At 71.9% G+C, this 26,107-nt stretch carries 24 protein-coding genes; 9 read left to right on the top strand and 15 right to left on the bottom strand.

The genetic code is table 11. The annotated features are described in order from the left end of the window. Positions 1-14 precede the first annotated feature (14 nt). Positions 15-800: a CPBP family intramembrane glutamic endopeptidase gene (locus FLX07_RS23960; RefSeq protein WP_142573560.1), complete on the top strand. Its 786-nt coding sequence runs from the start codon at positions 15-17 to the stop codon at positions 798-800. 602 nt (positions 801-1,402) lie between these two features. On the opposite strand, the gene FLX07_RS23965 is transcribed toward FLX07_RS23960, so the two are convergent. After that, complete coding sequence (locus tag FLX07_RS23965; protein WP_142573562.1) at positions 1,403-2,131, bottom strand: maleylpyruvate isomerase family mycothiol-dependent enzyme; 729 nt, start codon at positions 2,129-2,131, stop codon at positions 1,403-1,405. Between the two features lie 235 nt (positions 2,132-2,366). On the opposite strand from FLX07_RS23965, the gene FLX07_RS23970 reads away from it, so the two are divergent. Beyond that, complete coding sequence (locus FLX07_RS23970) at positions 2,367-3,257, top strand: hypothetical protein (protein WP_142573564.1); 891 nt, start codon at positions 2,367-2,369, stop codon at positions 3,255-3,257. Positions 3,258-3,261: 4 nt separating this feature from the next. On the opposite strand, the gene FLX07_RS23975 is transcribed toward FLX07_RS23970, so the two are convergent. Together FLX07_RS23975 and FLX07_RS23980 are read right to left on the bottom strand one after the other, a co-directional pair. Beyond that, a complete protein-coding gene (locus tag FLX07_RS23975; protein ID WP_142573566.1) occupies positions 3,262-4,044 on the bottom strand; it encodes an ABC transporter permease in 783 nt (260 codons plus the stop codon). Then, positions 4,041-4,925: an ABC transporter ATP-binding protein gene (locus tag FLX07_RS23980; RefSeq protein WP_142573568.1), complete on the bottom strand. Its 885-nt coding sequence runs from the start codon at positions 4,923-4,925 to the stop codon at positions 4,041-4,043. Before FLX07_RS23980 ends, FLX07_RS23975 begins: the two co-directional genes overlap by 4 nt. Positions 4,926-5,057: 132 nt before the next feature. On the opposite strand from FLX07_RS23980, the gene FLX07_RS23985 reads away from it, so the two are divergent. Genes FLX07_RS23985 through FLX07_RS23995 form a run of 3 tightly spaced genes read left to right on the top strand, consistent with a single transcriptional unit; the run spans position 5,058 to position 8,417 of the window. Next, positions 5,058-6,251 carry a sensor histidine kinase gene (locus tag FLX07_RS23985; protein WP_142573571.1) on the top strand — a complete coding sequence of 398 codons (1,194 nt, stop codon included), beginning with the start codon at positions 5,058-5,060 and terminating at the stop codon, positions 6,249-6,251. Then, positions 6,248-6,976 carry a response regulator gene (locus FLX07_RS23990; RefSeq protein ID WP_142573572.1) on the top strand — a complete coding sequence of 243 codons (729 nt, stop codon included), beginning with the start codon at positions 6,248-6,250 and terminating at the stop codon, positions 6,974-6,976. Before FLX07_RS23985 ends, FLX07_RS23990 begins: the two co-directional genes overlap by 4 nt. 13 nt (positions 6,977-6,989) lie before the next feature. Further along, a complete protein-coding gene (locus FLX07_RS23995; RefSeq protein WP_229689489.1) occupies positions 6,990-8,417 on the top strand; it encodes a dihydrolipoyl dehydrogenase family protein in 1,428 nt (475 codons plus the stop codon). Here the strand turns inward: FLX07_RS23995 and FLX07_RS24000 are convergent. From FLX07_RS24000 to mads6, 4 genes are all read right to left on the bottom strand, one after another. Next, on the bottom strand, positions 8,414-9,040 hold the full coding sequence (locus tag FLX07_RS24000) for a nucleoside/nucleotide kinase family protein (RefSeq protein WP_142573576.1): 627 nt from the start codon (positions 9,038-9,040) through the stop codon (positions 8,414-8,416). The two genes, FLX07_RS23995 and FLX07_RS24000, sit on opposite strands and share 4 nt — an antisense overlap. A 36-nt stretch (positions 9,041-9,076) precedes the next feature. After that, positions 9,077-9,484 (bottom strand): pyridoxamine 5'-phosphate oxidase family protein, encoded by a 408-nt coding sequence (locus FLX07_RS24005; protein WP_142573578.1) that lies wholly within the window; start codon positions 9,482-9,484, stop codon positions 9,077-9,079. Positions 9,485-9,560: 76 nt separating this feature from the next. Then, the gene (locus FLX07_RS24010; RefSeq protein WP_142573580.1) at positions 9,561-10,202 is read right to left on the bottom strand and encodes a response regulator transcription factor; all 642 of its coding nucleotides are present in this window, start codon (positions 10,200-10,202) and stop codon (positions 9,561-9,563) included. Positions 10,203-10,269: 67 nt separating this feature from the next. After that, positions 10,270-11,676 carry a methylation-associated defense system protein kinase MAD6 gene (mads6, locus tag FLX07_RS24015; RefSeq protein ID WP_142573582.1) on the bottom strand — a complete coding sequence of 469 codons (1,407 nt, stop codon included), beginning with the start codon at positions 11,674-11,676 and terminating at the stop codon, positions 10,270-10,272. Between the two features lie 221 nt (positions 11,677-11,897). Between mads6 and FLX07_RS24020 the strand changes: the two genes are divergently transcribed. Both FLX07_RS24020 and FLX07_RS24025 read left to right on the top strand, forming a co-directional pair. Continuing rightward, on the top strand, positions 11,898-12,944 hold the full coding sequence (locus FLX07_RS24020; RefSeq protein ID WP_142573583.1) for an NAD-dependent epimerase/dehydratase family protein: 1,047 nt from the start codon (positions 11,898-11,900) through the stop codon (positions 12,942-12,944). A 23-nt stretch (positions 12,945-12,967) separates the two neighbouring features. Next, positions 12,968-13,216, top strand: coding sequence for a hypothetical protein (locus tag FLX07_RS24025; RefSeq protein WP_142573585.1), 249 nt, complete (start codon positions 12,968-12,970; stop codon positions 13,214-13,216). Between the two features lie 863 nt (positions 13,217-14,079). Here the strand turns inward: FLX07_RS24025 and FLX07_RS24030 are convergent. After that, positions 14,080-14,517, bottom strand: a complete 438-nt coding sequence (locus tag FLX07_RS24030; protein WP_167748371.1) for an ATP-binding protein — start codon at positions 14,515-14,517, stop codon at positions 14,080-14,082. Positions 14,518-14,600: 83 nt separating this feature from the next. Then, entirely contained in the window at positions 14,601-14,975 is a 375-nt protein-coding gene (locus FLX07_RS24035) for an STAS domain-containing protein (protein WP_142573590.1), read from the bottom strand. Positions 14,976-15,240: 265 nt separating this feature from the next. On the opposite strand from FLX07_RS24035, the gene FLX07_RS24040 reads away from it, so the two are divergent. Beyond that, the gene (locus FLX07_RS24040; protein WP_142573591.1) at positions 15,241-16,437 is read left to right on the top strand and encodes a carboxylate-amine ligase; all 1,197 of its coding nucleotides are present in this window, start codon (positions 15,241-15,243) and stop codon (positions 16,435-16,437) included. 101 nt (positions 16,438-16,538) lie between these two features. Here FLX07_RS24040 and FLX07_RS24045 read toward each other — a convergent pair whose 3' ends face one another. From FLX07_RS24045 to FLX07_RS24070, 6 genes are all read right to left on the bottom strand, one after another. Then, a complete protein-coding gene (locus FLX07_RS24045; RefSeq protein WP_167748372.1) occupies positions 16,539-17,015 on the bottom strand; it encodes an STAS domain-containing protein in 477 nt (158 codons plus the stop codon). Positions 17,016-17,316: 301 nt separating this feature from the next. Beyond that, positions 17,317-19,269, bottom strand: a complete 1,953-nt coding sequence (locus tag FLX07_RS24050; protein ID WP_142573595.1) for a beta-galactosidase — start codon at positions 19,267-19,269, stop codon at positions 17,317-17,319. After that, positions 19,269-20,180 (bottom strand): carbohydrate ABC transporter permease, encoded by a 912-nt coding sequence (locus FLX07_RS24055; RefSeq protein WP_142573597.1) that lies wholly within the window; start codon positions 20,178-20,180, stop codon positions 19,269-19,271. The genes FLX07_RS24050 and FLX07_RS24055 overlap by 1 nt, the downstream gene beginning before the upstream one ends. Beyond that, positions 20,177-21,172 carry an ABC transporter permease gene (locus FLX07_RS24060; RefSeq protein ID WP_229689491.1) on the bottom strand — a complete coding sequence of 332 codons (996 nt, stop codon included), beginning with the start codon at positions 21,170-21,172 and terminating at the stop codon, positions 20,177-20,179. Before FLX07_RS24060 ends, FLX07_RS24055 begins: the two co-directional genes overlap by 4 nt. Then, the gene (locus tag FLX07_RS24065) at positions 21,169-22,833 is read right to left on the bottom strand and encodes an extracellular solute-binding protein (RefSeq protein ID WP_142573599.1); all 1,665 of its coding nucleotides are present in this window, start codon (positions 22,831-22,833) and stop codon (positions 21,169-21,171) included. Before FLX07_RS24065 ends, FLX07_RS24060 begins: the two co-directional genes overlap by 4 nt. A 159-nt stretch (positions 22,834-22,992) precedes the next feature. Continuing rightward, positions 22,993-23,784, bottom strand: a complete 792-nt coding sequence (locus FLX07_RS24070; RefSeq protein ID WP_229689492.1) for a hypothetical protein — start codon at positions 23,782-23,784, stop codon at positions 22,993-22,995. Positions 23,785-23,899: 115 nt separating this feature from the next. Here FLX07_RS24070 and FLX07_RS24075 point away from each other — a divergent pair, with 115 nt between their 5' ends. After that, positions 23,900-26,101: a polysaccharide lyase 8 family protein gene (locus FLX07_RS24075; protein WP_142573603.1), complete on the top strand. Its 2,202-nt coding sequence runs from the start codon at positions 23,900-23,902 to the stop codon at positions 26,099-26,101. The last annotated feature ends 6 nt before the right edge of the window (positions 26,102-26,107 follow it).

Below are 26,107 nucleotides of genomic sequence, written 5' to 3' on the forward strand. Positions count from 1 at the left end.
GCTACCCTGCCAGCATGGACGACGCCACCGCCGACGCGACCGCCCTGCGCGGACTCACCCCGCGGCTGATCGGCCCGGAGATCCTCGCGGTCTTCGCGGTATCGCTCGGCGCCAGCGCGCTGCTGTCGCTCATCCGCCTCATCGGCGCGCTGACCGCGCCGAAGGACCTGGGCGACCAGCACGCGGTGCTGGTCGGCTCGCTGGCCCCCGGCCGCCCGTGGCTGGATCTCTCGCTGCACCTCGCGGGGATCGCGGTGAACGTGGCGCCCGTGGGGCTGGTCGCCTACCTGCTGGCCCGATCGGGCGAGTCGATGGGCACGATCGGGGCCGACTGGCGCGAGCCGGGCCGCGACACGCTGCGCGGCGCCGTGCTGGCGGCGGTGATCGGCGGCAGCGGGCTGCTGTTCTACCTGTTCGCCTTCCAGTCCGGGATCAACCTGAACGTCGTGCCCGACAGCCTGCCGGACATCTGGTGGCGGATCCCGGTCCTGGTGGCCGAGGCGGCCCAGAACGGCGTGCTGGAGGAGGTGCTGGTCGCCGGTTATCTGCTGCATCGGCTGCGGCAGCGGGGCTGGTCGCCGTGGCGAGCGCTGGGGGCGTCGGCCGTCCTGCGCGGCTCCTACCACCTCTACCAGGGCTTCGGCGGCTTCGTCGGCAACATCGTGATGGGTGTGGTCTTCGGCCGGCTCTACCAGCGCTGGGGGCGGACCATGCCGCTGATCATCGCGCACACGCTGATCGACGTGGTGGCCTTCGTCGGGTACGGCCTGCTGCGCGGTCGCGTTTCCTGGCTGCCCTGATCTCCTGTCTAATCGGGCGGAATGCGTTCTCTCCGGCGCGCCTGATTGATTTGGGCCCGATCCCGGTACATCGTTGACGGGCCGCCGCACGTCTGGATCCCCCCGGGCAAAACCGGCCTGTCCTGGCCGCATTTTTCATTCGGGGAATTCGCATGAAGCGTTTATCGATACGCATTTCATATTCGGTGCGCCGGCGCGCCGCCGTCGACCGCCGGCCCGGTGGTTCCACCCGGCCGCCCGGCCGCGAACGTCCGGCCGGCCTGCCGTACCGGCGCCCAGTTGGAGGCCCGGTAGGAGGCCCGGCGGGAGGGCCGGTGAGAGGTGGAGCCGCATGCCGGGGCTCCGCCGCGCCCGTCACCGCGCGTGCCGTCACTCCGAGGGCTGTGACCGTGTGTGCGGCCGTGTCCGCGCGGCCCGCTCCCGGGAACACCGGGTCGTGGGCGGCGGTCCCGCCGCGACAGGGGACGAGTGGCTTATTACCACCGGTGCCGAGGGCGCGGTCCGATCCGTTATGTCCGCACGCCGGGTGCCCGTAGGGGCGCCCGGCGTGCCGTCTTTGTGCCGGTTGTCTTTGTGCCGGGTCCGGGTCTCCGGCGGGCCGCTCAGGCGAGGCAGCGCAGCGCGCTCCTGACGCGGTCGTCGAGACGATGCCCGGCGGGCAGACGCCCGACCGTCGCCTCGACGAACTCCTCGGGGGAGAGATCGGCGGTCAGGCCGTCGTCCACCTGCACCTGCACCCGGCCGCAGGCGCGTTCGACCCGCGCCGGGGCCCCCTGCTCCTCCAGCACGAACATGCCGAATCGGACCCGCCAGCCGAGACGGTCGCCGGCCTCGTCGGGCGGCACAGGCGCTGCGACGTCGTCGGCGTGCGTGGCGTACTCCGAGGCGTAGTGGAAGGCCTGGAGACCGGCCGGGTAGGGGCCGGCCGACGTGTGCAGCGTGCCGTCGCGGCCGAGGGTGCGCATCCGCCTTCGCGTCTCCCCGTTCCTGGTCCGCCACTCGTCGAGCACCTGCTCCACCGGCAGGCCCTGCCGCTTGCGCACGCACCATTCGTTGAAGCCGTCGAAGCCGCCGCCCACGCCCTCGTGTTCGAGCAGTTCGTAGAACCCGTCGATGTCGTCGTCCAGGCACGCGTGGTTGTACGACTCCTCGCCGGCCAGGTGGGCGAGCACGTCGCGCACCGTCCAGCCGTCGCACCGGGAGGGGCGGTTCCAGCCGTCCTCGTCGAGGGAGGAGCCGAGGGAGGAGAAGAAGCGGTCCAGCCGCGCCGCCTCGGTGTCGAAGATGTCGAAGGGGTCGAGCCCCGCCAGTTCGTCCCGTGCTGAGGTCATGCCTGGGCCGTACCCTGACCTGCCCCGCCCTCACTTCGCGACCGTACGGCCAGCAGCATCGGGCGGTGTCATGACATTTCTCTTATAAAGCGGACATTCAAACCTGCGATGGCCTCAACAATGCGTAGGGGAAGGGAAAGATCGGGCTTAGCTCGTTTGTCCGGTGATCTGTGTGGAAACCCCGAGATCGATACGCACGGTGGTTGTTCTCTGGTTGTTCTAGGGGGAAAACGAAATGGCAAAAAGCACGAGCGTCGCCGGGGTCCTCGCGATCGGCGCCGTCCTCGCCGGTGGCGCCGTGATCGCGAGCGTTCCTCTCGTCGCGGCTCCGGCGGGGGCCGCCACGATGTCCGCACAGCACAGCCTCGTCCGGCTCGGCCATCCGCACTCCCGGGGGCGGAACAACCGCCAGAAGAACGGGCACCGGCACAATCAGCGGCTGCGGGAGCAGCAGCGCCAGCACCAGTTCCTGATGCGCGACCTCACGCTGGTCCTCGTCCCCTACCAGAAGGAGACGACGTCCGCGGCCGCGCTGCCGTACAACTGGCAGAACGACAGCGTCTCCGCCCAGACGTACAGCGACCAGGACCAGTGGGCCGCGTTGCAGGACACTTCCGAGGCGGCCGAGCTCGTCCGTGACGGCCAGGAGGGGGACTCCAAGACGATGGTCTCCCCGCGGACGGAGGAGCAGGACGTGGATCGGTCCGTCGCCGTGGACGGGAAGAAGGACGGCAAGCGGGACCGCCCGGCGCCCCGGCCGCTCACGCCCACACCCACGCCCACACCCACGACGCCGCCGACGACGCCGCCCACGGTCGTTCAGCCCGTCGTGCAGTCGGCCGTCAAGCCGGCCGTCAAGCCGGTGGTGAAGCCCGTGGTGAAGGCGGCCGTCAAGCCCGCAGTGAAGCCCGCAGTGAAGCCTGCCGTGAAGCCCGTCGCGCAGCCGGCGCTCGCGCCCGCGACGTGCGCTCCCGCCTGTTCGCCCGGCCTCACCCTGCCCCTGACCCTCTCGCTCACGGCCAAGGTGTCCCTCGCGCCGGGCGCGGGTGCGAGCACGGCCGCGAAGCCGGCCACCGGTACGACCACCGGGACCACCGGAGCCTGCGTGCCGCTGAGCGCGAGCTGAGCCGTCAGACGTCCCTGCGGGCCAGCAGGACGGCGGCCACCGCGTACGGCACCGCCACCCAGGCGGCCATCGCCGCGAGCGCGGCGAGCGGCGACAGGAGCGCGCCGCCGAGTGACTGGGGGTTGCCGGTGCCGGCCAGCTGGCCCGCCAGGGCGCCTGGCAGGATCGAGCCGATGCGCTCGTTCCAGGGCGCCGGGATGTTGTTGACGATGATCGGAAGCACGTACCAGACCGCCACGAGTGCGGCGACGGCGGCGACGGGCGACCGGGTGATCGCGGCCAGGCACAGGCCGAGCAGCGCGAACATCGCGATGGACAGGCTCAACGCGAGGAAGAGCGGCATCTGACGGCTCAGCGTTTCGGCCGACTGCCCCTGGATGGGCCGATCGCCGATGATGAGCCGCCCGGCGGCGTACGTCGCGAGCACGGCCGCGAGTCCCGTGCAGAAGGCGACGACCGCGACGACGGCCGCCTTGGCGGCGAGCACCCGCCCGCGCGACGGCAGCACGGTGAACGTGGTGCGGATCATGCCGGTGCCGTACTCGCCGGAGAAGGCGAGGACGCCCAGCACGGCCAGGCACAGCGAGGCGAGCCAGTTGGCGAGCTCGGGCAGCGACGACACCTCAAGGCGGTCGCGCTGGTCGGGCGGCAGGCCCTCCCACAGGTGGACGGCGTACCACGCCAGCAGGGCCATGAGAGCGACGACGACGGCGACCACGCCGAAGACGACGGAGGTGGACCGGAGGGTGCGGAGCTTGAGCCATTCGGCGGCCAGGGCGTCGATCACCGGTCCGCACCCCCACCCGTGAGCCGCATGTAGGTCTCCTCAAGTGAGACGCCGCGCGGGGTGACCTCGTGGAGGGGGATCGCGTGCCGGGCGGCGAGGTCGCCGATCTCCTCAGGATCCAGGCCGCGCACCGACAGGCCCCCGTCGTCCTCGGCGGCGACCGTCCCGCCCGCGGCCGACAGCGCGCCGGCGAGGTCACCGGCGCGGCTGCTGCGGACGAGGACGTCTCGCACGGCGGTCAGCTCCCGCATCGGGGTGTCCGCGATGAGTCGCCCGCGGCCGATGATGACGAGGTGGTCCGCGGTGAGCTCCATCTCGCTCATCAGGTGGCTCGACAGGAGCACCGTGCGTCCCTCGGCGGCGAGGCCGCGCAGCAGTTCGCGGATCCAGCGCACGCCGTCCGGATCGAGGCCGTTGACGGGCTCGTCCAGCAGCAGCACCGCGGGGTCGCCGAGGAGCGCGGCGGCGATCCCGAGACGCTGGCGCATGCCGAGCGAGAAGCCCCCGACTCGCTTGCGGGCAACACCGGCCAGGCCCACCTGCTCGATGGCGGACACGACTCGCGCAATCCCGATGCGGTTGGCGCGGGCCATCCAGCTCAGGTGGCCGAGGGGCGTACGGCCGCCCTGGACGGCGCCGGCGTCCAGGAGCGCGCCCACCTCCCGCATCGGGTGCCGGATGCGGTCGTAGCGGCGGCCGTTCACCAGCGCCTCGCCGCTCGCCGGGCGGTCCAGGCCCAGGATCACCCGCATGGTCGTGGACTTGCCCGCGCCGTTCGGCCCGAGGAACCCGGTCACGCGGCCTGGTTTCACGTGGAACGTCAGCCCGTCCACGGCGACCGTGCGCCCGTAGCGCTTGGTCAGCTCTCTCACTTCGATCATGTCCCGACGGTCTCGCGAGCCGCCCGTCTCCCGCGTCGGAGCGAGGTGCGATCCGCCGGACGCGCCTCAGACCGTGGCATGACAGACCGGGGGAGGAGGCGGAGCGCGCCCGCGTATGGCTAGCGTGGGCGCGTGGACGATCCGGACGTGCGGCCGTTGTTCCCCCGGCCGCTGCGCCCCCGTGAGCTGGTCGCGCTCGACCTGCCGGTCGCGCTGGGTTACGCGTTCGTGCTGGTCGTCGACTCCCCGGCCGTGCATCATCCCGTGGCCTGGGCTCTGATCGCCGCGATGACGCTGCCGCTCGCGGTCCGGCGGCGGTGGCCGCTGACGGTCTTCTGCGTCGTCGCGGTCGCGTCCGTGGCGGCCATGGCGCTCGGTGTCACGCGGGAGCCGCTGGCCGCCGCGGCGTACGCGCTCTATCCGGTCGCGCTCACCACGCGGCGGCGCCGGTGGGAGCCGACGGCGGCGATCGGCGCGCTGACCGTCGGGGCGCTGCTGCTGGCGGCGTTCGGCGGCGTGGCGGGCGAGCCGGAGGTCAGGCGGATCGTGGAGACCGTCGTGCTCGGCTCGCTCGCGCTGGGCGGCGCCTGGACGATCGGCAGGGCGGTGCGGGAGCGCCGGGCGTACGCCGCGCATCGGGCCGAGCAGGCCGCCGAGCGCGCGGTGACCGAGGAGCGGCTGCGCATCGCCAGGGAGATGCACGACGTGGTCTCCCACACGCTCAGCCTCATCGGGGTCAAGGCCGGGGTCGCGGCGCACGTGGCGGACCGGCGGCCGGAGGAGGCCCTGGAGGCGCTGCGGGTCATCGAGAGCACGAGCAGGCAGGCGCTGACCGAGATGCGGCACCTGCTCGGCGTGCTGCGTACGGCCCCCGGAGAGGTCACCGGCGCGCTGTCTCCGGCGCCGGGCCTCGCGGCGCTGCCGGACATCGCCGAGCGCGCGGCGGCCGCGGGCGTACGCGTGGATCTCGACGTGCGGGTGACGGACGGCGGCCTGCCCCCGGCGCTGGAGCTGGCGGTCCACCGGATCGTTCAGGAGGCCGTGACCAACGTGGTCAGGCACGCCGCCCCGGCGGCCTGCCGGGTTTCGGTGCACGACGAGGGAGAACGGGTGCGGATCGAGGTGACCGACGACGGGCCGGGCCGCCGGGTCCTGCCCCCCGGCCCGCCCGGGGACGGGGTGGCCGGGCACGGGTCGATCGGGCACGGGGTGGTCGGGATGCGCGAGCGCGTCACGGCGTACGGCGGGGAGTTCGCGGCCGGTCCGCTGCCCGGCGGCGGGTTCCGCGTGCTCGCCCGCCTGCCGCTGGAAAGGGAGGGGACGTGAACGAGCCGATCCGGGTGCTGCTCGCCGACGACCAGGAACTGCTGCGCGGCAGCCTGCGCCTGCTGGTCGACAGCACGCCGGGGCTGGTCGCGGTCGGCGAGGCGGGCACCGGGGCGAGGGCCGTCGAACTGGCTCGCGCCGAGCGTCCCGACGTCGTGCTGATGGACGTGCGGATGCCCGGCATGGACGGCATCGAGGCGACCCGGCGGATCTGCGGTGAGCCATCCGGCGTGAAGGTGCTGATCCTCACGACGTTCGACCTCGACGAGTACGTCTACGCGGGGCTGCGGGCCGGGGCGAGCGGGTTCCTGCTGAAGAACACCCCGCCCGCCGACCTGTTGACGGCGATCCGCGTCATCGCCGCCGGCGAGGGGCTGCTGGCGCCGAGCGTGACGCGGCGGCTGATCGCCCAGTTCACACAGTTAACACAGTTCGCCCAGCTCACACAGTTCGCCCAGTCAACACAGTCCGCCCGGACCGCCGCGGACCGGCCTCGATCCGGCCCCTCGCTCGACGGCCTCACCGCTCGGGAGCGTGAGGTGCTCACGCTCGTCGCGCGCGGCCTGTCCAACCTGGAGATCGCCGCGAGCCTGCATGTGAGCACGGCCACCGTGAAGACCCACATCGGCCACCTGCTCGCCAAGCTCGGCGCGCGCGACCGGGCCCAGCTGGTCATCGCCGCCTACGAAGGGGGGCTCGTCTCCACGTCACGGCCGCCCTCGTGACAGGGTGGAATCCGTGGAAGCCTTCGATGTGATCGTGATTGGTGCCGGTCCCGCGGGAGAGGTCGCGGCGGGACGGGTGGCGGCGGCCGGCCTGAGCACCGCCATCGTGGAGAGCGAGCTGGCGGGAGGGGAGTGCACCTACTGGGCCTGCATACCGAGCAAGGCGCTCCTGCGCCCGGTGGACCTCGCGGGAGAGGTGCGCCGGGTCACGGGGCTGCGGCTGGACGACACAGCCGAGGGCGGGCCGATCGACGCCGCCGCGGTGCTGGCCCGGCGTGACGCCGCGGTCTCCGACTACGACGACGCGGGGCAGGTCCGGTGGCTCGACTCGGCGGGCGTGACGCTCGTGCGCGGCACGGGACGGCTCGCCGGCCCCCGGCGGGTCGAGGTCACGACGGACGACGGCGGCGTCCGGACGCTCGTCGCGAACCACGCCGTCATGCTGGCCACCGGGTCCGGCCCGGTGATCCCGCCCGTACCCGGCCTCGCCGCGGCCGAGCCGTGGACGAACCGTGAGGCGACCGGCATGCGTGCCGTACCGGAGCGGCTCGTGGTGATCGGCGGCGGCGTGGTCGCGTGCGAGATGGCTCAGGCCATGCGCGGGCTCGGGGCCAGGGAGGTCACGATGCTCGTCCGGGGCGGCGAGCTGCTGACGAGGATGGAGCCCTTCGCCGGGGAGACGGTCGCCCGGTCGCTGACGGACCAGGGGGTCGACATCCGCACGCACGAGAGCGCCGAGAAGGTCGAGCGGCCGGAGCCGGGAGGCGAGGTCACGGTGCGGCTCGCGAGCGGGGGAACGGTCACGGCCGACGAGATCCTGGTCGCCACCGGCCGCAGGTCCGCCGTCGGCGACCTCGGCCTGGCCTCGGTCGGGCTGCCGGAGTCCGGTCCCGTCGAGGTGGACGAGAGCATGCGGGCCACCGGCGTGGCGGACGGCTGGCTCTACGCGGTGGGCGACGTCAACGGCCACGCGCTCCTCACGCACATGGGCAAGTACCAGGCGCGGGTGGCCTCCGACGTGATCGTCGCCCGGGCGCGGGGCGAGGCGGACGACCGGCCCGGCATGCGCGACCGCGCGGGCCGTGCCGGGGCGCCGCAGGTGGTCTTCACCGATCCCCAGGTGTGCGCGGTGGGCCGCACGGAGGCGCAGGCCCGCGCCGAGGGCTTCGACGTGCGGGTCGTGGAGTACGACATGGAGCAGGTGGCGGGCGGCTACCTCCTCGGCGACGGCTACCGGGGCAAGGCCAAGGCGGTGGTGGACGAGCGCCGCCGGGTGCTGCTCGGCGTGACCTTCGTGGCCCCGGGGGCGGCCGAGCTGCTGCACGCCGCGACGATCGCGGTCACGACAGGGGTGACCCTGGACGACCTGTGGCACGCCGTCCCGGCGTTCCCGACCGTCAGCGAGGTGTGGCTGCGCCTGCTGGAGGCGTACGGGCTCTAGAGACTGATCACGGCGGGGTGGCGCGGGTCCTCGACGCGGACGACCACGTCGGCGGCCCGCACCGGGCCGGTCTCGCGCTCGTACCGCTCGTAGGCGGGCAGCGTCCACTGCTCCCCGGGCGGCGTCCGGCGGTTCAGCGCGGCGGGCGACATGGCCAGATGGACGGTCAGGTCGAACGGCAGGCCGCGGCCGAGCAGCAGCGCGCCGTCGAGCAGCACCACCCCGCCAGGCTTCAGCGTCACGTAGTCCGCGCGGGTGGCCCGGTCGCGCTCGCTGTCCCACAGCGAGGGCAGCACCCGGCCCGTACGGCCGGGTTCGAGCGGTCCGAGCACCTCGCGGGTGAGGCCGCCCACGTCCAGCCACTCGTCGTAGAACGCGTCGGGGTCGGTGCGGCCGAACTCCAGCCGGAGCGAGGCCGGGCGCAGGAACCCGGCCACGGGCACCCGCAGGACCTCCCGGCCCCGCAGGCGCAGCGGCTCCACCAGGTCGTCGGCCACCCGTCCCGGTCCGGCGGCGGGAGCGCCGTCCACGGCGACGCGCACCCACGCGTCCCGCGGCCGGTCGGCGATCAGGTCGGCGAGTTCCTCCACGAGCAGGGACGGGGAGACGGGACGCGCACGCACATTCCCATCATCCACCGGCCCAGCATCCAGCTCGGACTACCGGCTCAGCCGGCGGCCGGAGATCTGCTCGGGCGCCATCACGATGAAGTGGTCGTGGGTTCCGGGCACCCACGGCGTGAGCGGCAGCGCCGACAGGCGGGCGATCTCCTCCGGTTCCGAGACCGCGCGGGCGTGCCCGACCGCGGTCACCGACCAGCCCGTACGGAACGTCGCGTCGAAGTCGTCGGCCTCGAAGGCGACGACGGCGTTGCGCGCCGCGGCGGCCAGTTTGGAGCCGGGGGCGGTGCGGATGACGATGTTCCCGTCGAGCAGGCAGAAGTTGACCGGCTGGACGGCGGGGAGGGCGCGATCGGTGAAGACGATCCTGCCGATCGGGGCGGAGGCCAGCAGATTCAGGCACTCCCCTCCGCTGAGGATCTCCAGGCCGGCCGAGTCGAGCTTCATGTCTGCAAGCTTGGGGGATCGGCCGCCGAGCGGGTTAGGGACGAAGGTCCCGTCGTCGACGTCGATCGGCCCCGGCTCAGCTCTCCCGCCCGGCCTTGAGGCGGGCGGCGAGCGCGGCAGCCTGGGTGCGGCGCTGCATGTCGAGCTTGCTCAGCAGGTTGGACACGTAGTTCTTGACCGTCTTCTCGGCCAGGAACATCCGCTCGCCGATCTGGCGGTTGGTCAGGCCCTCGCCGATCAGCTCCAGGATCTGCCGCTCCTGGTCCGACAGCGCGGCCAGCGGGTCCTTCTTCGCGGCCTGGTCGCGCAGCCGGTGCAGCATCGCGGCCGTGGTCTGCGGGTCGAGCAGCGACTGCCCGCCGGCCACCGTGCGCACCGCGCCGACCAGGTCCGAGCCGTGGATCTGCTTGAGCACGTACCCGGCCGCGCCGGCCATGACCGCGTTGAACAGCGCCTCGTCGTCGGCGTAGGAGGTCAGCATCAGGCAGGCCAGGCCGGGCACCTTCGAGCGCACCTCACGGCAGACGTCCACCCCGCTGCCGTCGGGCAGGCGCACGTCGAGCACCGCCACATCCGGCTTCAGCGCGGGGATGCGGGCCACCGCCGACTCGGCCGTCCCCGCCTCGCCGACGATCTCGATGTCGTCCTCGGCGTCCAGCAACGCCGCCACCCCACGCCGCACGACCTCGTGGTCGTCCACCAGGAACACCCGAATCATGAACCGGACCCTAGCCTTCTCCGAGCCGCCGGAGAAGTGCCGAAGGTCCCGCGTGACCGTCCCGGTCTCAGCGGCGGGACATGCGACGCAGGGCGCTCCTGATCCTGCCGCCGAACGGCGCGCGCCGCCGCCGCGGCTGGGCGTCGCGGGCCACCCGCAGCTCCACGAGGGCCGTGGCCGCGTCCGGGCGCTTGGCCGGCGTGGGGTCGCGCATCCGCCGTACGAGGTCCATGACCTCGGGGGCGACGCCGCCGGCGTCCGGCTCGGCGTCCACGCCGGGCGTGGGCAGCTCGCCGGTGAGGAGCTGGAAGGCGATGACCCCGGCCGAGTACACGTCGGCGGCGGGGGTCATCCGGTCGGGGCGCGCCCGGCATTCGGGGGCGACGTAGTGGACGTCGAGGATGTTGGGCAGCTCGTTGGCCACGGTGTGCTTGCGCGAGCCGGGCTTGGCGTAGTCGAAGCCGGTCAGCATCGCGTTCCCGTCGTCGGTGACGAGCACGCAGGCGGGGGTCAGCGCCCGGTGGATGACGTTGTTGGCGTGGACGTGCGCGAGGCCGTCCAGCATGTCCTCCATCACGCTGAGCTTGGCGTCGATGCCCAGCCTCCGCCCGGTCAGGTGCAGGTGCAGGGCCTGCCCGTGGACGTCATCGAGCACGAGCACGAACCGGCTCTCGTCGTCGATCGCGAAGAAGTCCCGCGAGCGTACGACGCAGGGGTGCGGCGGGATCTTCGCGAGCGACTGGTAGGCGTTGGCGATCCGGCGCTGCTCGGCCACCCGCCGGCGCTGCTCGGCCATCGGGTCGGCGCGGTAGACCCGCAGCAGCACGGTCCCGCTGGCCGGGGCCGTCGAGTTGACGGCGCGATACTCGGTGACCCGGATGTCGCCGCCGAGCTGCTCCTCCACCTCCCAGTTGCCGAAGCGCGGCGGCGCGGTCGAGCGGCGCACGGTGCCGTTCAGCGCCTCCAGGATCGCCGTGCGGTACGGCTCGGCGTCGCGGCTGCACCCGTGCCGCACCCGGGACGCGTCGCTGAGCATGGGGATGACCCCGGCGATCGTGGTGACGTGCCGGGCGTCGCGGCCGCTGGGGTCGACGAGGACGGCTCCGGGGGCGGTCAGCACCACCACGTTGTCGACGTACAACCGCTCCAGCTCGCGGTGCTCCTCGATCAGCAGGCCCTTCAGCGCCCGCGCGGTGCCGCGCAGCTTCGCGACCGGTGAGCCGAACGCCTCCCGGTGCTGGGGGAACCATCGCGTGCCCGACACCTCGAACCGGCCCCGGGCGCCCTTCACGTCGATCACCACGAGCGAGTGGCCGGTGAGCACGACCACGTCCACCTCGAACAGGTCCGCGCCGCGCGGGATCTCGATGTTGTGCAGCAGCAGCCAGTCGTCAGGGGCGTTGTCCCGCAGGTGGGCGATGACCCTTCGCTCGGCGTCATTGACGGGGCGTCCGCCACCGACGATCTGAGCCATCTCTGCCGCTCCGCCTCTCTGACCAGATTGAGAACTTAATCCTCCTAGGTAGCGGTATTCCCGCGCCACCACTGATTCCCCCGCATTGTCCCAGGGGAAATCTGGAACACCATCTTCGGGCCCGCTCCAGCCGGGCAACCACGAAGCGCGTGATCACCGATTGGTCGGGGATGTGGGTCATCGCGGTTTGTGGCGGCTGATGCCAGGAAACGGAGTATTTCATGCGAGTTGTCGTGATTGGTGCGAGCGGAAACGTCGGCACGAGCGTGCTCGCCGCCCTCGAGTCCGAGCCGAGCGTGACCTCGATCGTCGGGGTCGCCAGGCGGATGCCGAGCCGGCAGCTGGCGAAGACCGAGTGGCGTACGGCCGACGTCTTCCGGGACGATCTTGATCCGATCCTCGCCGACGCCGACGCGGTCGTGCATCTGGCCTGGCTGTTCCAGCCCACGCACGACCCGGTCACCACCTGGAACTCCAATGTGCTGGGCAGCAAGCGCGTCTTCGACGCCGCCGTCCGGGCCGGGGTCTCCGTCCTCGTCCACTCGTCGTCGGTCGGGGCGTACTCGCCGGGGCCCAAGGACCCGCCCGTCGACGAGTCCTGGCCGACCAACGGCTGGCCGAACGCCGCGTACGGGCGGGAGAAGGCCTACGTCGAGCGCATGCTCGACATCTTCGAGCGCGACCACCCGGACATCCGCGTGGTGCGGATGCGGCCGGGGTTCATCTTCAAGGAGGAGGCCGCGACCGAGCAGCGGCGGCTGTTCGCCGGGCCGTTCCTGCCGCGGCGGCTGATGCGGCCGGGGCTGATCCCGTTCGTGCCGGACATGCCGCGGCTGCGGTTCCAGGCGCTCCACTCGCGGGACGCCGGCGAGGCGTTCCGGCTGGCGCTCACCCGCGACGTGCGGGGCGCGTTCAACATCGCCGCCGACCCCGTGATCGATCCCGCCGTGCTGGCGGATCTGCTCGGCGCGCGGCTGGTGCCGGTCCCGGCCGCGGTGGTGCGCACGGCGGTGTCGGCCGGTTGGCACCTGCGGCTGATCCCGGCCTCGCCGGGCATGGTGGAGATGGTCCTGCAGATCCCGATCATGGACACCACCCGCGCCCGGCGGGAGCTGGGCTGGCAGCCCCGGCACAGCGCGGTGGACGCCCTGCGCGCGGTGATCGAGGGCATGCGGCGCGGTGCGGGCATGGAGACCCCGCCGCTCGCGCCCGACTCGAGCCGGAGGCGGATCAAGGAGGTCACGACGGGCGTGGGCACGCGGCCGTAGCAGGCCGCGGCGAGGGAGGCGCGATGGTGCTGCTCGACCCCGACTGCGTACGGCGGCTGCTGGAGTCGGCCGACCCGGACGTCGCGCTGGTCTTCGTCCGGGGCGAGTGCCTCGTGCTGCCGCTCGGTGAGATCGACGAGAGGCACCGCACGCTCGTGGTGGTGCGCCGCGCGGACCTGCCCGAGGCCTGCGGCGACGAGCCGGTGACGGAGGAGCGGGTGGAGGCGCTGACGCGGTGCCTCGAGAACGCCGTACGCGACCTCGGGTCCTGAAGCCGCCACCCGGCCGTCGATGCGTGACGAGGGCGTCACGCACGGTAACATCGTCTCGTACACCCCCTCTCGAAGTGGGCCCGGACGTCGTGTAGACGTGCCGTGGGCGGCCCTGACATGCCGCCCGATGCCGTCCTCTGAGACAAATGACGGCGTGTCGCGCGCTGACCCAAAATTCCGGAAAGCGCTGCGGACAAAACGGACAGCCAACTTCGCATCGACGGACAAATCAGGATCAAAAGCTATCGCATGCTGTGATCTGATCGTCACTCTTCGTACGGAACCTAGAATGCCGCTCGTATGCGTTGCGTGCACGGTGGGTCACCTGTGAACATCAGGGAAAGGTCCGGAATCCCTCCTACCGGGTCGGCGGCGCGACGGCGGCGGGGATTCCGCCCATGGCGCGCCCCGGACCGGCCGGGAACGGATTCCTGATCGGGCCGACCGACAGATCCGGGAGATCGATCCCGGACAGCGCATATGGGGAGGGGGCCCCGATGACTGCTATCAGGCCCCGCGCGAGCGGGGGACGCCGTCATGAAGGGCGGATTCACGACCCGGAGTTCGGCTCGTGGATCGGCGAGGTGGCCAGAGCGGTCCGGGACGTGGTTGACAGCACACCCCGGACCATCCGCCTCTGCGCCCTGATCGCGGTTGCCGCCGCGTCATGGGCATTCCTCAGGTAGCCGTCCAGCAGCCATGAGGAGGTGGTCGCGGACCCAGGTTAAGGCGGCCGGACAGCCGTGATGGCCCGGTTTACGGGATCGGGACGATACCCAGGGCCAACCAGGGCTCAATCCGGACTCAACCGGGCTCAACCCGGGTCCGCGACGGGCCGCGGTGCCGACAGGGCCGGCGCCCGCTCAGACGGGGCGGGCGCTGCGCCCGACGGGGGCGGCGCCCTCGTCGTCGGCGCCGTCGCCAACCTGCATCGACAGCCGGATCGTCGACTGTCCGGGGACTCGGTCGATGGTCACCGCGTCGCACAGCTCACCCATGAGCCACAGGCCGAAGCCGCGGTCGCCGCGACCGGTGGGCCGTTCGTCCGGCACCGCCCCGGGCCGCAGGACGCCGACGTGGTCGGCGACGTCGACGGCGAGCACGCCGCCGTCGCAGGAGATCGCCAGGGTGCCGGCTCCCCCTCCGTGTTCGAGCACGTTGATGGCGGCCTCGTTGGCGGCGATGACGAGGTCGTCCAGCCGGGAGCCGGTCAGGCCTGCCCGCAGGGCGTACCGCTGGATGTTCTCGCGCAGCGCCGCGAGATCATCCGTTATCGGCCACTGCCGGCGGTGATCCACCACCTGTCCTCCTCGCCGCTGTCTTCCTGGCTGGGTCTGCCGCCCGATGTCTTCGAGGCTACCGTCTCGTTACCCGTTCCCTGCCTTCACCTGGGGGTTGACCGCGCGCCGACCGCGGCGACGGCCTCCGCCAGGCTCGCCGCGAGGGTGAAGGCGCTGGTCAGTCCGGTGAGTTTGAAGATCCTCGTCAGCCGGGCGTTCAGGCTCGCCATCGTCACCGCGCCGTCGCGCTCCTGCATCAGCTTCCGTACGGACAGCAGGATCCGGATGCCCGTGGAGTCGCAGAAGTCCATGCCGCTCAGGTCGAGGACGAGCTCGCGGTGCTCCTCTCCGAGGGCCGCCTCGACGTCCTGGCGCAACCGTTCGGCGTTCGTGTAGTCCAGGGCGCCGTCGAGCGCGACGACCAGCACATGGTCGGCGACCGGGGCGGACACGGGGGTCAGTACGACGGCGGCGGTCACGGAGCACACCTCGGCGGACGTTGTGGGGACGGTCGGGCGTGGGGGGAAGGGGAAGACGGGACCTGGCCGGAGCCCCGGCCAGGTTCGCCAGTCTAGAGCAGCGGCCCACCTCCTAACCGGGGCGTACGGCCTGCGGAAAGCCGCGACGGAGGGCCAAGCCGGACGATCGAGCTGGACGGTCAAGAAACGCCATATGTGGGTTTTTGCCCGATAGTCAGGGGGAATGGGGGACTGACCGACTGGACCCCTCCTGAAAAGACCGCTTATGCCAGACGTGACAAGGGAGGTCCGGTTCGACACCGTGCACGGACCCTCCCTCGTCGCGCAGGCAACCGTGAGTCCGACGACGCTCACGCTCGGGGTCGAGGAGGAGTTCCTGCTCGCCGACCCGCGAACCGGGCGGGTCGTCCCGGCGGCGCGGGAGATCCGCGAGCGGGCGGCCGGGCCGGGGGCGGACCGGCTGGTGTTCGAACTGACACAGTTCCAACTGGAGAGCAACACCGCCGTGCACACCAGCCTGCGGGACCTGCACGGCGACCTGCTCGAAATGCGCCGCGCGGCCGCGGGCGCCGCCGCGAGCATCGGGCTCGCGCTCGTCGCGTGCGGCACCGCTCTGGACGGCAACCCGGGAGTGCCGCCCCTCTCGCCATGCCCTCGCTATCAGGCCATGCTCCGCGAGTTCGGGGCGATCATGGATGGTCAGGGCGTCTGCGGCTGCCACGTCCACGTCGGGATCGCCGACCGCGAGGAGGCGCTGCGCGTCAGCAACCACCTGCGGCCCTGGCTCCCGGTCCTGCAGGCGCTGGCGGCGAATTCGCCGATCGCGGACGGCAGGGACACCGGGTATGCGAGCTGGCGTGCGCCGATGATGGGCAGATGGCCGAGCGCGGAGCCGCCGCCGTTCTTCCGGTCGGTCGAGCACTACGAGAGCCTGGTGGCCGGCATGCTGGCCGGGGGCACGATCCTCGACCGCGGAATGATCTATTGGATGGTCCGCCCGTCCGATCATGTGCCGACGCTGGAGATCCGCGCGGCCGACGTGTGCCCGACGGCCGGGGAGACCGTGCTGCTGGCCGGGCTGGTGCGGGGGCTGGCCGAGACGGCGCTGCACGACGTGCGGGCCGGAGTGCCCGCCCCCGAGGTCGAGGACACCCTGCTGCGGGCGGCCTACTGGAGGGCGGCCCGCGACGGCGTGGACGGCGAGGCCCTCGATCTGCTCGCCGGAGACAGGGTTTGCGGAAACAGGGTGCCGGCCTGGCGGCTGGTCGACCGCCTGCTCGATCATGTGCGGCCGGTGCTGGAGGAGAACGGCGACTGGACGCCGTTGACCGACCAGATCGAGCGCCTGCGCCGCAGCGGATCCGGGGCGGCGCGTCAGCGCGCGGCGTACGCCCGGCGCGGCCGGCTGTGCGACGTGGCCGAGCTGCTCATGGCGCAGACGGCCGCCTCCTGCTGGGCCTGACCGTGCCGGACATGGGTCCGTTCCCTACCTAGCGCCGAGCGATAGCAAGCCCCCGCCCTCGGCGAGAGGGCGGGGGCGGCGGTCAAACGGTGAGGTCTGTCTCAGACCATGGACACGTCGTGCGATCCGGCCACCACCATGGCGGCGACGGCCTCGACGGGCGTGCCGTCGATGACAAACGTGTCGCGCAGCCGGGTCGCCTCAAGGACGATCTTCAAGATGCCGTGAACGCCGGTGAGCCGCATGGAACCGGCGGCCTTCTCGATTTCGTCCTGTGCGTCCAGCAGCGCTTCCAGGCCGCATGAGTCGCAGAACCGCAGACCGGACGCATCCGCCACGATCTTGACGCGACCCTGGCGGACGAGATGTCTGATCGCCCGGCGGAGCGTGTCCCCGCTGGCGATGTCGAGTTCACCCCGCAGCGCGACCACGACGGCCGGCTGGTGATCGCTCACAGTAATCTCGAGCTGCTGCGTTGTCATATACGCGCCTTCATCCATATTTATCGGGCGTACTGTCTTGAACGACGCTACCCGGCCGAGTGTCAGGTCTCGGTAATGCGCGACGGTCGATGGCATGCGGGTCCGTCCGGCAATCCCACCTGTATGCCAGATTGTGGCAAACAAGTAAAGAAGTCGGGCTTTGTGGCGATCTTTGACAGTGTCTCCCGAACCTTCCGGAATCAGGGCAGAACCCCTGTCCCGTAAGGGCTCCGGCCTTCGGATGACCGCCGAGGCGGGTGCCCGGACGCGGTGACCGCCGCGGGCCGCCCGGTCTCGCGGGGGTGGAGACTGGAGCACTTCAAACATACCAGCCGGCCAAACAAATGAGCCATATCCCCCCTTTCTTCGAAAAATGCTTACTCTTCCTATTCTTTCTTTATGGGTACATTACCGATGATTCGGGCGCACCTGCAGGGACGACGACGTATCCGCCGGGGCCGAGGCTGCCGTCGACGGGTCTGCCGGTGATCAGGTCGATGCCGTCGACGGGAACGGGCTGCTCGTCCTCCGTGTGGTTGATGGCGAAGACCCGGTCCCGCTGCCGTACGACCTCGACGCCGGGGGTGCCGCTCCCGGCCGGCCCGGCGTGCGCGAGGACGCGGGCGTAGCCGGAGTCGTCGAGCCGGGTCGAGACGTACCAGGCCGTGCCGGCGCCGAACCGGTGGCGCGTCACGGCGGGCCGGCCGCCGGGGTAGCGGGCGACCGCCTCCGCCCCCTCCAGGTGGACGACCTCGCTCCACACCGTCGCGGGGCCGAGTTCCGGCAGTTCGACCGGCTCGGCGAGCGGGCGGAACTCCTCCACTCGGACGCCGAGGATCTCGCGCAACGCCCCCGGGTAGCCGCCCAGCCTGATCCGGGTGTGCTCGTCGGCGATCCCGCTGAAGAACGACACGACGAGCGTGCCGCCGCCCTCCACGTACGCCGCGAGGTTCCGGGCGGCCGCGTCGGAGATCAGGTAGAGGCTCGGCACGAGGACGGCCCGGTACGCCGGCAGATCGTGCGACGGATGGGCGAAGCAGACGGCGACGCCCTGCCGCCACAGCACCCGATGGGCCTGCTGGGCGGCCGCGAGGTAGTCGATCTCGGCGCTCGGCAGGCCGGGCCCCTGGACGGCCCACCACGCCTCCTCGTCCCACAGGATCGCGACCTCCGCCTCGGCGACCGGCGGCCCGTCGAGTGACCCGCCGGCCGGCGCGGGAATGCGCCCCAGCGCCTCGCCCAGGGCGCAGACCTCACGGAAGACGCGGGAGTCCGGGCCGGCGTGCGGAACCATGCCGGGATGCCACTGCTCGGCGCCGCCGCGGGAGGCCCGCCACTGGAAGAACATCGCGCCCTGCGAGCCCCGGGCGACGTGCTGCAGGCTGTGCCTGGCGATCTCGCCGGGCTCCTTGGGCGCCGCGCGCGGGCCCAGCACATACCCCGTGGCCTGCTCCATCAGCAGCCAGGGCCGCCCGCCCGCCCACGATCGGGCCAGGTCGGCGGTGAAGGCGGTCTGCTCGGCCGCCGCCATGCCCCGCCCGGAGGGATAGTCGTCGACGGAGACCAGGTCCACCTCGCGCGACCACTTCCAGTGGTCGACGCAGGCCCAGCCGGCCAGCACGTAGTTGGTGGTGACGGGCACGCCGGGGGTCAGCTCGCGAAGCAGGTCGCGCTGCTCGGTGAAGTGGGCGAGCATCTCGTCGGAGACGAACCGGCGGAAGTCGAGCGCCTGCCCCGGATTGGGGAGATACTGCGTCGCCCGGGGCGGGGTGATCTGCGCCCAGTCCGAGTAGTGCTGCCCCCAGAACGCGGTCGTCCAGGCGTCGTTCAGCGCGTCGAGGCCGCCGTACCGCCTGCGCAGCCAGGCCCGGAACGCCGCGGCGGCGTGGTCGCAGTGGCAGGGCGTGCCGTACTCGTTGTGCACGTGCCACATGACCGGCGCGCGGTGGTCGCGGTAGCGCTCGGCGAGGGCCCGGGTGATCCGCATCGACGCCTCGCGGTACGCCGGGGCGCTCACGCAGTAGGTGTCGCGGCTGCCGTGCGTGAGCCGTACGCCGTCGCGGGTGACGGTCAGGGCATCGGGGTGCGCCAGGGAGAACCACGGCGGGGGAGAGGCGGTCGGGACGGCCAGGTCCACGCCGATCCCTCCGCCGGCGAGCAGGTCGAGCACCCGGTCGAGCCAGCCGAAGGTGTAGCGGCCCTCGGCCGGCTCCAGCCGCGACCAGGAGAAGACGCCGACGGTGACGAGGGTGACCCCCGCCCGGCGCATGAGCGCGACGTCCTCGGCCCACACCTCCTCGGGCCACTGCTCCGGGTTGTAGTCCCCTCCGTACCACAGCGGCATGCGCATCAGCCCTTGATGGCGCCGATGATGACGCCCTTGGTGAAGTGACGCTGCACGAACGGGTAGACGACCAGGGCGGGCAGCACGGCGACGGCGACGATGGCCATCTTGATCGCGAGGGTCGGCGGCGCGACATGGCCGAAGCCGCTCACGCCGACCGTGGCCGTCGGCAGCGGGTTGGAGTCCACGACGTACGACCGCAGGACCAGCGCCAGCGGCCACCTGCGGGTGTCGTCGACGTAGAGCATGGCGTTGAACCACGCGTTCCAGTAGCCGACCGCGTAGAACAGGCCGATGACCGCCGTGACCGCCTTCGCCAGCGGCAGCACGATCCGCCACAGGATGCGGAACTCGCCGGCGCCGTCGATGCGGGCGCTGTCGAGCAGCTCGCGCGGGATGTTCATGAAGAACGCGCGCAGCACGACCACATTGAACGCCGACACGGCCGACGGCAGGATCAGCGACCAGTACGAGTCCTTCAGCCCGAGCGAGGCCACCATCAGGTAGGTCGGGATCAGGCCGGGGAAGAACACGAACATCAGCAGCACGCAGAACAGGATCGGCCGGTGGAACAGCGTTCCCGGCCGCGACAGCGCGTACGCCCCGAGGACGCTCACGCCGAGGCTGACCGCCGTTCCCACGACGGTGACGCCGGTGCTGACCAGCACCGCGCGGCTGACCACGCTGTCGGAGAAGATCTGGCGGTAGGCGTCGAGCGTGATGCCGTCCGGCACCAGCACCAGGCCGCCGACCCGGTTCACCGTGTCGGCCGACGACAGACTGGTCAGCACGATCGTGTAGAGCGGCAGCAGCACGGCGAGCACGACGAGCACCAGCACGCCGCCCTTGCCGATCCGGCCGGCGGCCGATCCCGGCTCCTCCCAGGGCGCGAGCCCGGACACCTTCGTTGTGTTCATGATCGCGAATACACCCCTCGCTCGCCGAGGGCGTGCGCCACCCGGTTGGCCGCCAGGATGAGCACCAGCCCGACCAGGCCCTTGAACAGTCCGGCCGCCGCGCCGTAGCCGAAGTCGCCGGTGCGCAGGCCGGACCAGTAGACGAAGGTGTCGAAGACCTCCGACACCTTGCTGCCGACCGCGCCGCGCTGCAGCATGAACTGCTCGAAGCCGACGTTGAGCGCGTCGCCGAGCCGCAGGATCAGCAGCAGCACGATGACCGGCCGCAGGCCCGGCAGCGTGATGTGCCACATCCGGCGCCACCGGCGGGCGCCGTCGACCGCGGCGGCCTCGTACAGGTTCTGGTCGATCGTGCTGAGCGCGGCGAGGAACACGATCGTGCCCCAGCCGGCGTCCTTCCAGACCGTTTGCGCGGTCACGAGCAGGATGAACGTGTCGGAGTTCGTCATCCAGTCGATGCCCGCGTGCCCGTGGTCGCGCAGGATCTGCGCGAGGAGGCCGGCGCCGCCGAACATCTGCTGGAAGATCGCGACCACCAGCACCCACGAGAAGAAGTGGGGCAGGTAGACGACGCCCTGGATGAAGGCCCGCAGCCGCCCGGAGACCACGCTGTTGAGCAGCAGCGCCAGCGCGATCGGCAGCGGGAAGTAGAAGACGAGCTGGAACGCGGTGATGCCCAGCGTGTTCACCACCGCCCGGATGAACTGCGCGTCGCCGAACAGCTGGGCGAAGTTGGTGAACCCTATGATCGGGCTGCCCAGGATGCCGCCGCTGAACGGGTTGTAGTCCTGGAAGGCGATGACGTTCCCCAGCGCCGGGACCCACCAGAACGCGGTGACCAGCACCAGCATCGGCATGGCCATGACCAGCAGCGGCCAGTCCCGGCGCAGCCGCGCCGCGAAGGCGTCCTTCCGCGGGCCGGCGGCCGGGCCGGCCTGGGTCGCCCCGGGCCGGACCTCCGTCACGCTCCTCGTGTCCGCGTCGGCGCTCACAGCCGCCCGTTCTCCCTGGCGACCTTCATGTAGAACTCGCGGGCCTCGTTGCCACCCTGCTCCTGCCAGTCCTTGAGGATCGTGGCCCACTCCGAGACCGGCCGCTTGCCGCGGAAGATCTCGTTCATCTTGTCCTCGGTCGGCTGGGTCAGCCCGGCCATCTTGGACGGCCTCTCCACCCGGATGCCGACGAACGGGTCGTTCTCCAGGTATCGCGAGGCCGTCTGCTCCCAGCCGTGGTAGGCCTCGACGTAGCCGGGGTACTGGTTCTCGGTGATCGCGCCGGGCCGTCCGGACAGGAACAGATACGTCGGGGCGACCTCCTTGCGGCCGAGCGCGGTCTGCTGGACCTGCCCGTCCTTCAGCGTGAAGTGCCTGCCCTCGACGCCGTTGTTGATCAGGTCGTACTCCTGGGTGCCGTACGGCGCGGAGCACCAGTCGGCGATGCCGAGCAGCTCGCGGGTGCGGGCGTCGCCGAGGCCCTTCCTGATGAAGCAGAACATGCCGGCGGGCTCGTTGCGCCACACGATGACCTTGCCGCCCGGGTGGGCCGGGTAGGGGTCCACGGCCCGCACGTCGATCTTCGGGTTGCCGGGCAGATAGTTGCCGAGGATCTCGTGGATCGCGCCGAGCCCGTCCTTGTACATGACGAGCTGCCCGGTGCCGAAGAGCTCCTTGTGGTCGGCGAACTGGTTGGCCACGACGTCCGGATGGACGTATCCCGCCTCGAACAGCTTTGTCAGGAGCTCGATGGACTGCTGCCACTCCGGCGTCTCGTACTTGTAGATCAGGGTGCCGTCGGGCTGCTTGCGCCACTCGCGCGGGGCGCCGAACGCCCGCTGGACCTCCTGGTCCATGCCGCCGAACGCCCAGCGCTTCTTCTTCGGGTCGGTCAGCTCCCTGCCCAGGGTGAGCAGGTCGTCGGCGCTCTTGGGCACGGACAGGCCGAGCTCGTCGAGGATGTCCGTGCGGACGATCGTGGCGAACGGGTAGGGCGCGTTCTGCCACGGGATCCCCTGGAGCACGCCGCCGAACACGCCGTACGTCCACGCGGCGGTGTCGTAGTTGGCCAGCAGCGGGAACTCCTTGGCCTTGTCGCCCGCGAGGTAGGGTGACAGGTCGGCGAAGAGCTTGTTGGCCGCCTCGGTGAAGTGGGCGATGGAGTCGATGTTCCAGCCCGGGATCTGGATCATCTCGGGCACGTCGCCGCTGGCGAGGATCGTGTTCAGCTTGTCGACGTAGGTGTTGCCGTCGGAGATGTTGAACCGGACGACCCCGCCGAGCCGTTCGTTGACGGCGTCGTAGTAGGAGTTCTCGCCGAGGCCGGGAGGGACGGTGCCCCACAGCGGGGTCATCGCCCTGACCTCCGCGCCGCTGGTGATCGGCTTGGTGGTGACGGCCTGGACCATCGTGCCCGGCCTGGTCAGGAAGCCGGGTTCGACGAACTCCGAGCCGGGCAGGTCGGGCGTCAGGCCGGTCACCTGGAACGGCACGCGGGTGGGCACGAGGCCCTTGAGCTTGTCGGCGGCGACGGCGGTGCCCTTGGACGCCTCTTTCTTGGCCGCGCAGCCGGTGAGGCCGGCGGCGGCGAACGCGCCCGCGCCGACCATCCCGAGAAATCCGCGGCGGCTGGTCAGGGGGCCGCCGGGAGGTTGGCTCATGGGTGCGGTCCTTCCGGGAATCGAGTCACTTAGTTCGTCAATTGGCCAAACAAACTAACCCCGTGAGCGGGGCGGCGACAAGATTCCCTGAAACGTTCACAGCCATCGCGGCCGGTGGGCATCCCGCCCTGCGGGCGCCCCGGCCGGCCGCGTGAGACGTCAGGCGCAGCCGACGCGCCGGGTGCTCAGAGCGATGTCGTCCACCCAGACGTCGTACGCCGCGGGGGAGGGGTTCGGCTGGTAGAGCTGCCAGCCGATCTTGACGGTGTCGAAGCGGGGGAAGACGAAGTCGACGTCGTTGCCGCCGTGGGCGCGGGTGGACACGGTGAGGTCGGGCTTGGGCACCCCGTCGAACCAGAGCGAGATCGCGTTGTCGGCGGGGTCCATCCGCCACTCGACGCACTGCCACCCCCCGGCGTTGGAGGGGGCCGACTCGCGCCAGTTGGTCCAGTCGCCGGTCGGGCCGCCGTCCGCGCCGACACCCCACAGGTCCTCGCGCAGCGTGGGGACGTACTGGCCGCCGAGCGGCCGGACGATCTCCGGGCCCGCGCCGGTGGCCTCGACCAGCGTGTAGTGGGCCCAGTCGGGCGCGGTCGGGAACGCCTTCACGCGCAGCCGCAGGCGGCCGTAGAAGCCGTTGCCGGGCGGGGCGAAGTCGTCCACCTTGAGGAATGCCCGCCCGTTGCCCTCGGTGTGGACGTGCAGCACCTTCTGCCCGCGTTCGGCGTGCTCCACGGTGAGCGTGCCGTGCTTGGTGTCGACGCCCCAGCCGAGGCTCGCCGCGCCGCCGACCGGCAGCGACTGGAAGTCCTCGCAGAACAGCGTGCCGCCCTTCGCGCAGGTCCCCGGCCCGTGTGGCGGGGGCGGGGGCGCCGCGGAGGCGGCCGGCGCGGCCGTCAGCGGCAGCAGCAGAGCCAGACAGGACAACACCACGCGTGACAGTCGTCGCACGACGCGCTCCTTTTCCCGGTGACAACGGCAGAAGTAAGGTACGTCAGTTGGGAGCGCTCCCATAGAGGCGCGTGGAAGATCGATGAAAGGGAGGGATCGCGCGGATAATCTACGCGTGAAAGGACCTTCCCGGCGATTATTTCTCCAGCTCGGCGGGCTCGCCGCGCTGGCCGTGGCCTGTGCTGCCCCCCGTGAGAAGGCCACCCCTGAGAACGCCGGAACCTTCATCCTGCTGCGCCGCCGATGGCGGGAGGTCACGCTCGGCTGGCCGGGGACGTTCGACCCGGAGCGGGAGCCGTACCGGACCCGGCTGGCGCGGCTGGGCGCGCAGGCCGCCCGGCACCGCGACGCGATGACGCCCACGCGCCGGTCGCTCTGGCCGGACCTGCCCTTCCCCTCTCTCGACGCCACGCCGGCGCGGCTGCGGGCGATGGCCCGGGCGTACGCGCTGCCGGGCACCGGGCTGACCGCCGAGCCGGGCCTCGGCACGGCGGTCGCCGCGGGCGTCGAGCACTACGTGCGGCACGTGTACGCCGAGCAGACCGGCAACTGGTGGGACTGGCGGATCGGGACGCCCAGGGCGCTGCTCGACGCGGCCGTGCTGGCCGCCCCGCACCTGACGGACACCCAGGTCTCGGCGCTGTGCGAGGCGGTGGACACCTTCGTGCCGGACAGCCGCCTGGACGACTACGAGGGCAACAGCACCGGGGCGAACCGGGTCGATCTGTGCACGGTGACGCTGCTGCGGGCGATCGCGGGCGGCGACCCCGGCCGTGCCGCGCTCGCCGCGTCGGCGCTCTCCCCGGTGTTCCCCTACGTCACCGAGGGCGACGGCTTCTACCGCGACGGCTCGTTCATCCAACACGGCTCCGTCGCCTACCAGGGCGGGTACGGCGCGGTGCTGCTGACCGGCCTCGCCACGCTGTTCGCCGTGCTGCGGGGCACGCCGTGGGAGATCACCGACCCGGCGGCGGGCACCGTCCTCGACGCGGTGGACAGGGCGTTCGCGCCCTTCGTCCACGACGGCGCCTGCATGGACCTCGTACGCGGACGGGGCATCGACAGGCGGTCGTACGGCGACCACAGGAGGGGCAGGGAGATCGCCGCGGCGGTCCTGCTGCTGGCCGAGACCGCCCCCGACGCGGAGCGGGCCCGCTGGCGGGCCATGGTCAAGGGCTGGGCCGTACGCGACACCGCCGAGCCCACCGGGCACCGCCTGTTCCCCATGAGCGCCCGCGCCGTGCACCGCAGGCCCGGCTGGTGCGCGGCGGTCAGCATGGCCTCCTCCCGTGTCGCGCACTACGAGCACGGCAACGGCGAGAACCTGCGCGGCTGGCACACCGGCTCGGGGATGCTCTATTGGTGGACCACCGGCCAGGGGGATCAGTACTCCGACTCCTTCTGGCCCACCGTGGACCCCTACCGGCTGCCGGGCACGACGGTCTCCACCCGGCGGCTGCCGGACGGCGCGGGCGGCGGGTGGGGCGACACCCGCCCGCCGGCCGAATGGGTGGGCGGCACGACCGACGGGGTGTGCGCCGCCGTGGGTCAGCACCTGTTCGGCCTGGAGAGCACGCTGGAGGCGTTCAAGTCGTGGTTCTTCCTCGACGACGCCGTGGTCTGCCTCGGCGCCGGCATCGCCTGCCGCGACGGCCTGCCGGTCGAGACCGTCGTGGACAACCGCAGGGCCGGCGCCCGGCTCACCGTGGGCACCGGATGGGCTCATCTGGACGGCCACGGCGGTTACGTCGTGCCCGCCGGGCAGTCGCTGCGCACGCTGCGCGAGGACCGTACGGCCGCGGGGGTCACCCGGCCCTACGCGACACTGTGGCTGGACCACGGCGTGGACCCTGGCATGGACAGTGGCGCGGCCGGTTACGTCTACCACCTCATGCCGGGGGCGGGCCCGGCGGAGACCGCCGCCCGCGCCGCCGATCCCGGCTGGGCCCGGGTGCTCGCCAACACCTCCGCGCAGCAGGGGATCGAGGTCCCGTCGCTGGGCGTCACCGCGGTCAACTTCTGGACGGGCGGCCGGGCCGGGGGGCGGGCGGGCGGCCTGACGGCCTCCGATCCGTGCGCGGTCCTCGTGCGCGACCTCGGCGACGGCACGGCCACGGTGACGGTGGCCGACCCCCGGCGCGCCCTCGACGAGCTGACGGTGACATGGGACCGCCCGGTGGCCGGGGTCACGCGGGGTCACCCGCTGCTGCGCCGCGTGGAGACCGGCGCCCGGCTCGCGCTCACGTTCGGCGGGCTGGCCGATCAGCAGGGCGCCTCCTGCCAGGTGATCGTGCGACTCGGCGTTTCGACAGCCTGAGCGGAG

It is taken from the genome of Microbispora bryophytorum (assembly GCF_006874465.1).
Classification (GTDB): domain Bacteria; phylum Actinomycetota; class Actinomycetes; order Streptosporangiales; family Streptosporangiaceae; genus Microbispora; species Microbispora bryophytorum.

Coding starts and splice junctions, on each gene's coding strand:
- FLX07_RS24045 (WP_167748372.1), bottom strand. CDS start 17,015: ATGCCATCGACCGTCGCGCATTACCGAGACCTGACACTCGGCCGGGTA.
- FLX07_RS24010 (WP_142573580.1), bottom strand. CDS start 10,202: ATGATTCGGGTGTTCCTGGTGGACGACCACGAGGTCGTGCGGCGTGGG.
- FLX07_RS24040 (WP_142573591.1), top strand. CDS start 15,241: ATGCCAGACGTGACAAGGGAGGTCCGGTTCGACACCGTGCACGGACCC.
- FLX07_RS24005 (WP_142573578.1), bottom strand. CDS start 9,484: ATGAAGCTCGACTCGGCCGGCCTGGAGATCCTCAGCGGAGGGGAGTGC.
- FLX07_RS24050 (WP_142573595.1), bottom strand. CDS start 19,269: ATGCGCATGCCGCTGTGGTACGGAGGGGACTACAACCCGGAGCAGTGG.
- FLX07_RS24025 (WP_142573585.1), top strand. CDS start 12,968: ATGGTGCTGCTCGACCCCGACTGCGTACGGCGGCTGCTGGAGTCGGCC.
- FLX07_RS24020 (WP_142573583.1), top strand. CDS start 11,898: ATGCGAGTTGTCGTGATTGGTGCGAGCGGAAACGTCGGCACGAGCGTG.
- FLX07_RS24065 (WP_142573599.1), bottom strand. CDS start 22,833: ATGAGCCAACCTCCCGGCGGCCCCCTGACCAGCCGCCGCGGATTTCTC.
- FLX07_RS23970 (WP_142573564.1), top strand. CDS start 2,367: ATGGCAAAAAGCACGAGCGTCGCCGGGGTCCTCGCGATCGGCGCCGTC.
- FLX07_RS23965 (WP_142573562.1), bottom strand. CDS start 2,131: ATGACCTCAGCACGGGACGAACTGGCGGGGCTCGACCCCTTCGACATC.
- mads6 (WP_142573582.1), bottom strand. CDS start 11,676: ATGGCTCAGATCGTCGGTGGCGGACGCCCCGTCAATGACGCCGAGCGA.
- FLX07_RS23980 (WP_142573568.1), bottom strand. CDS start 4,925: ATGATCGAAGTGAGAGAGCTGACCAAGCGCTACGGGCGCACGGTCGCC.
- FLX07_RS24055 (WP_142573597.1), bottom strand. CDS start 20,180: ATGAACACAACGAAGGTGTCCGGGCTCGCGCCCTGGGAGGAGCCGGGA.
- FLX07_RS23960 (WP_142573560.1), top strand. CDS start 15: ATGGACGACGCCACCGCCGACGCGACCGCCCTGCGCGGACTCACCCCG.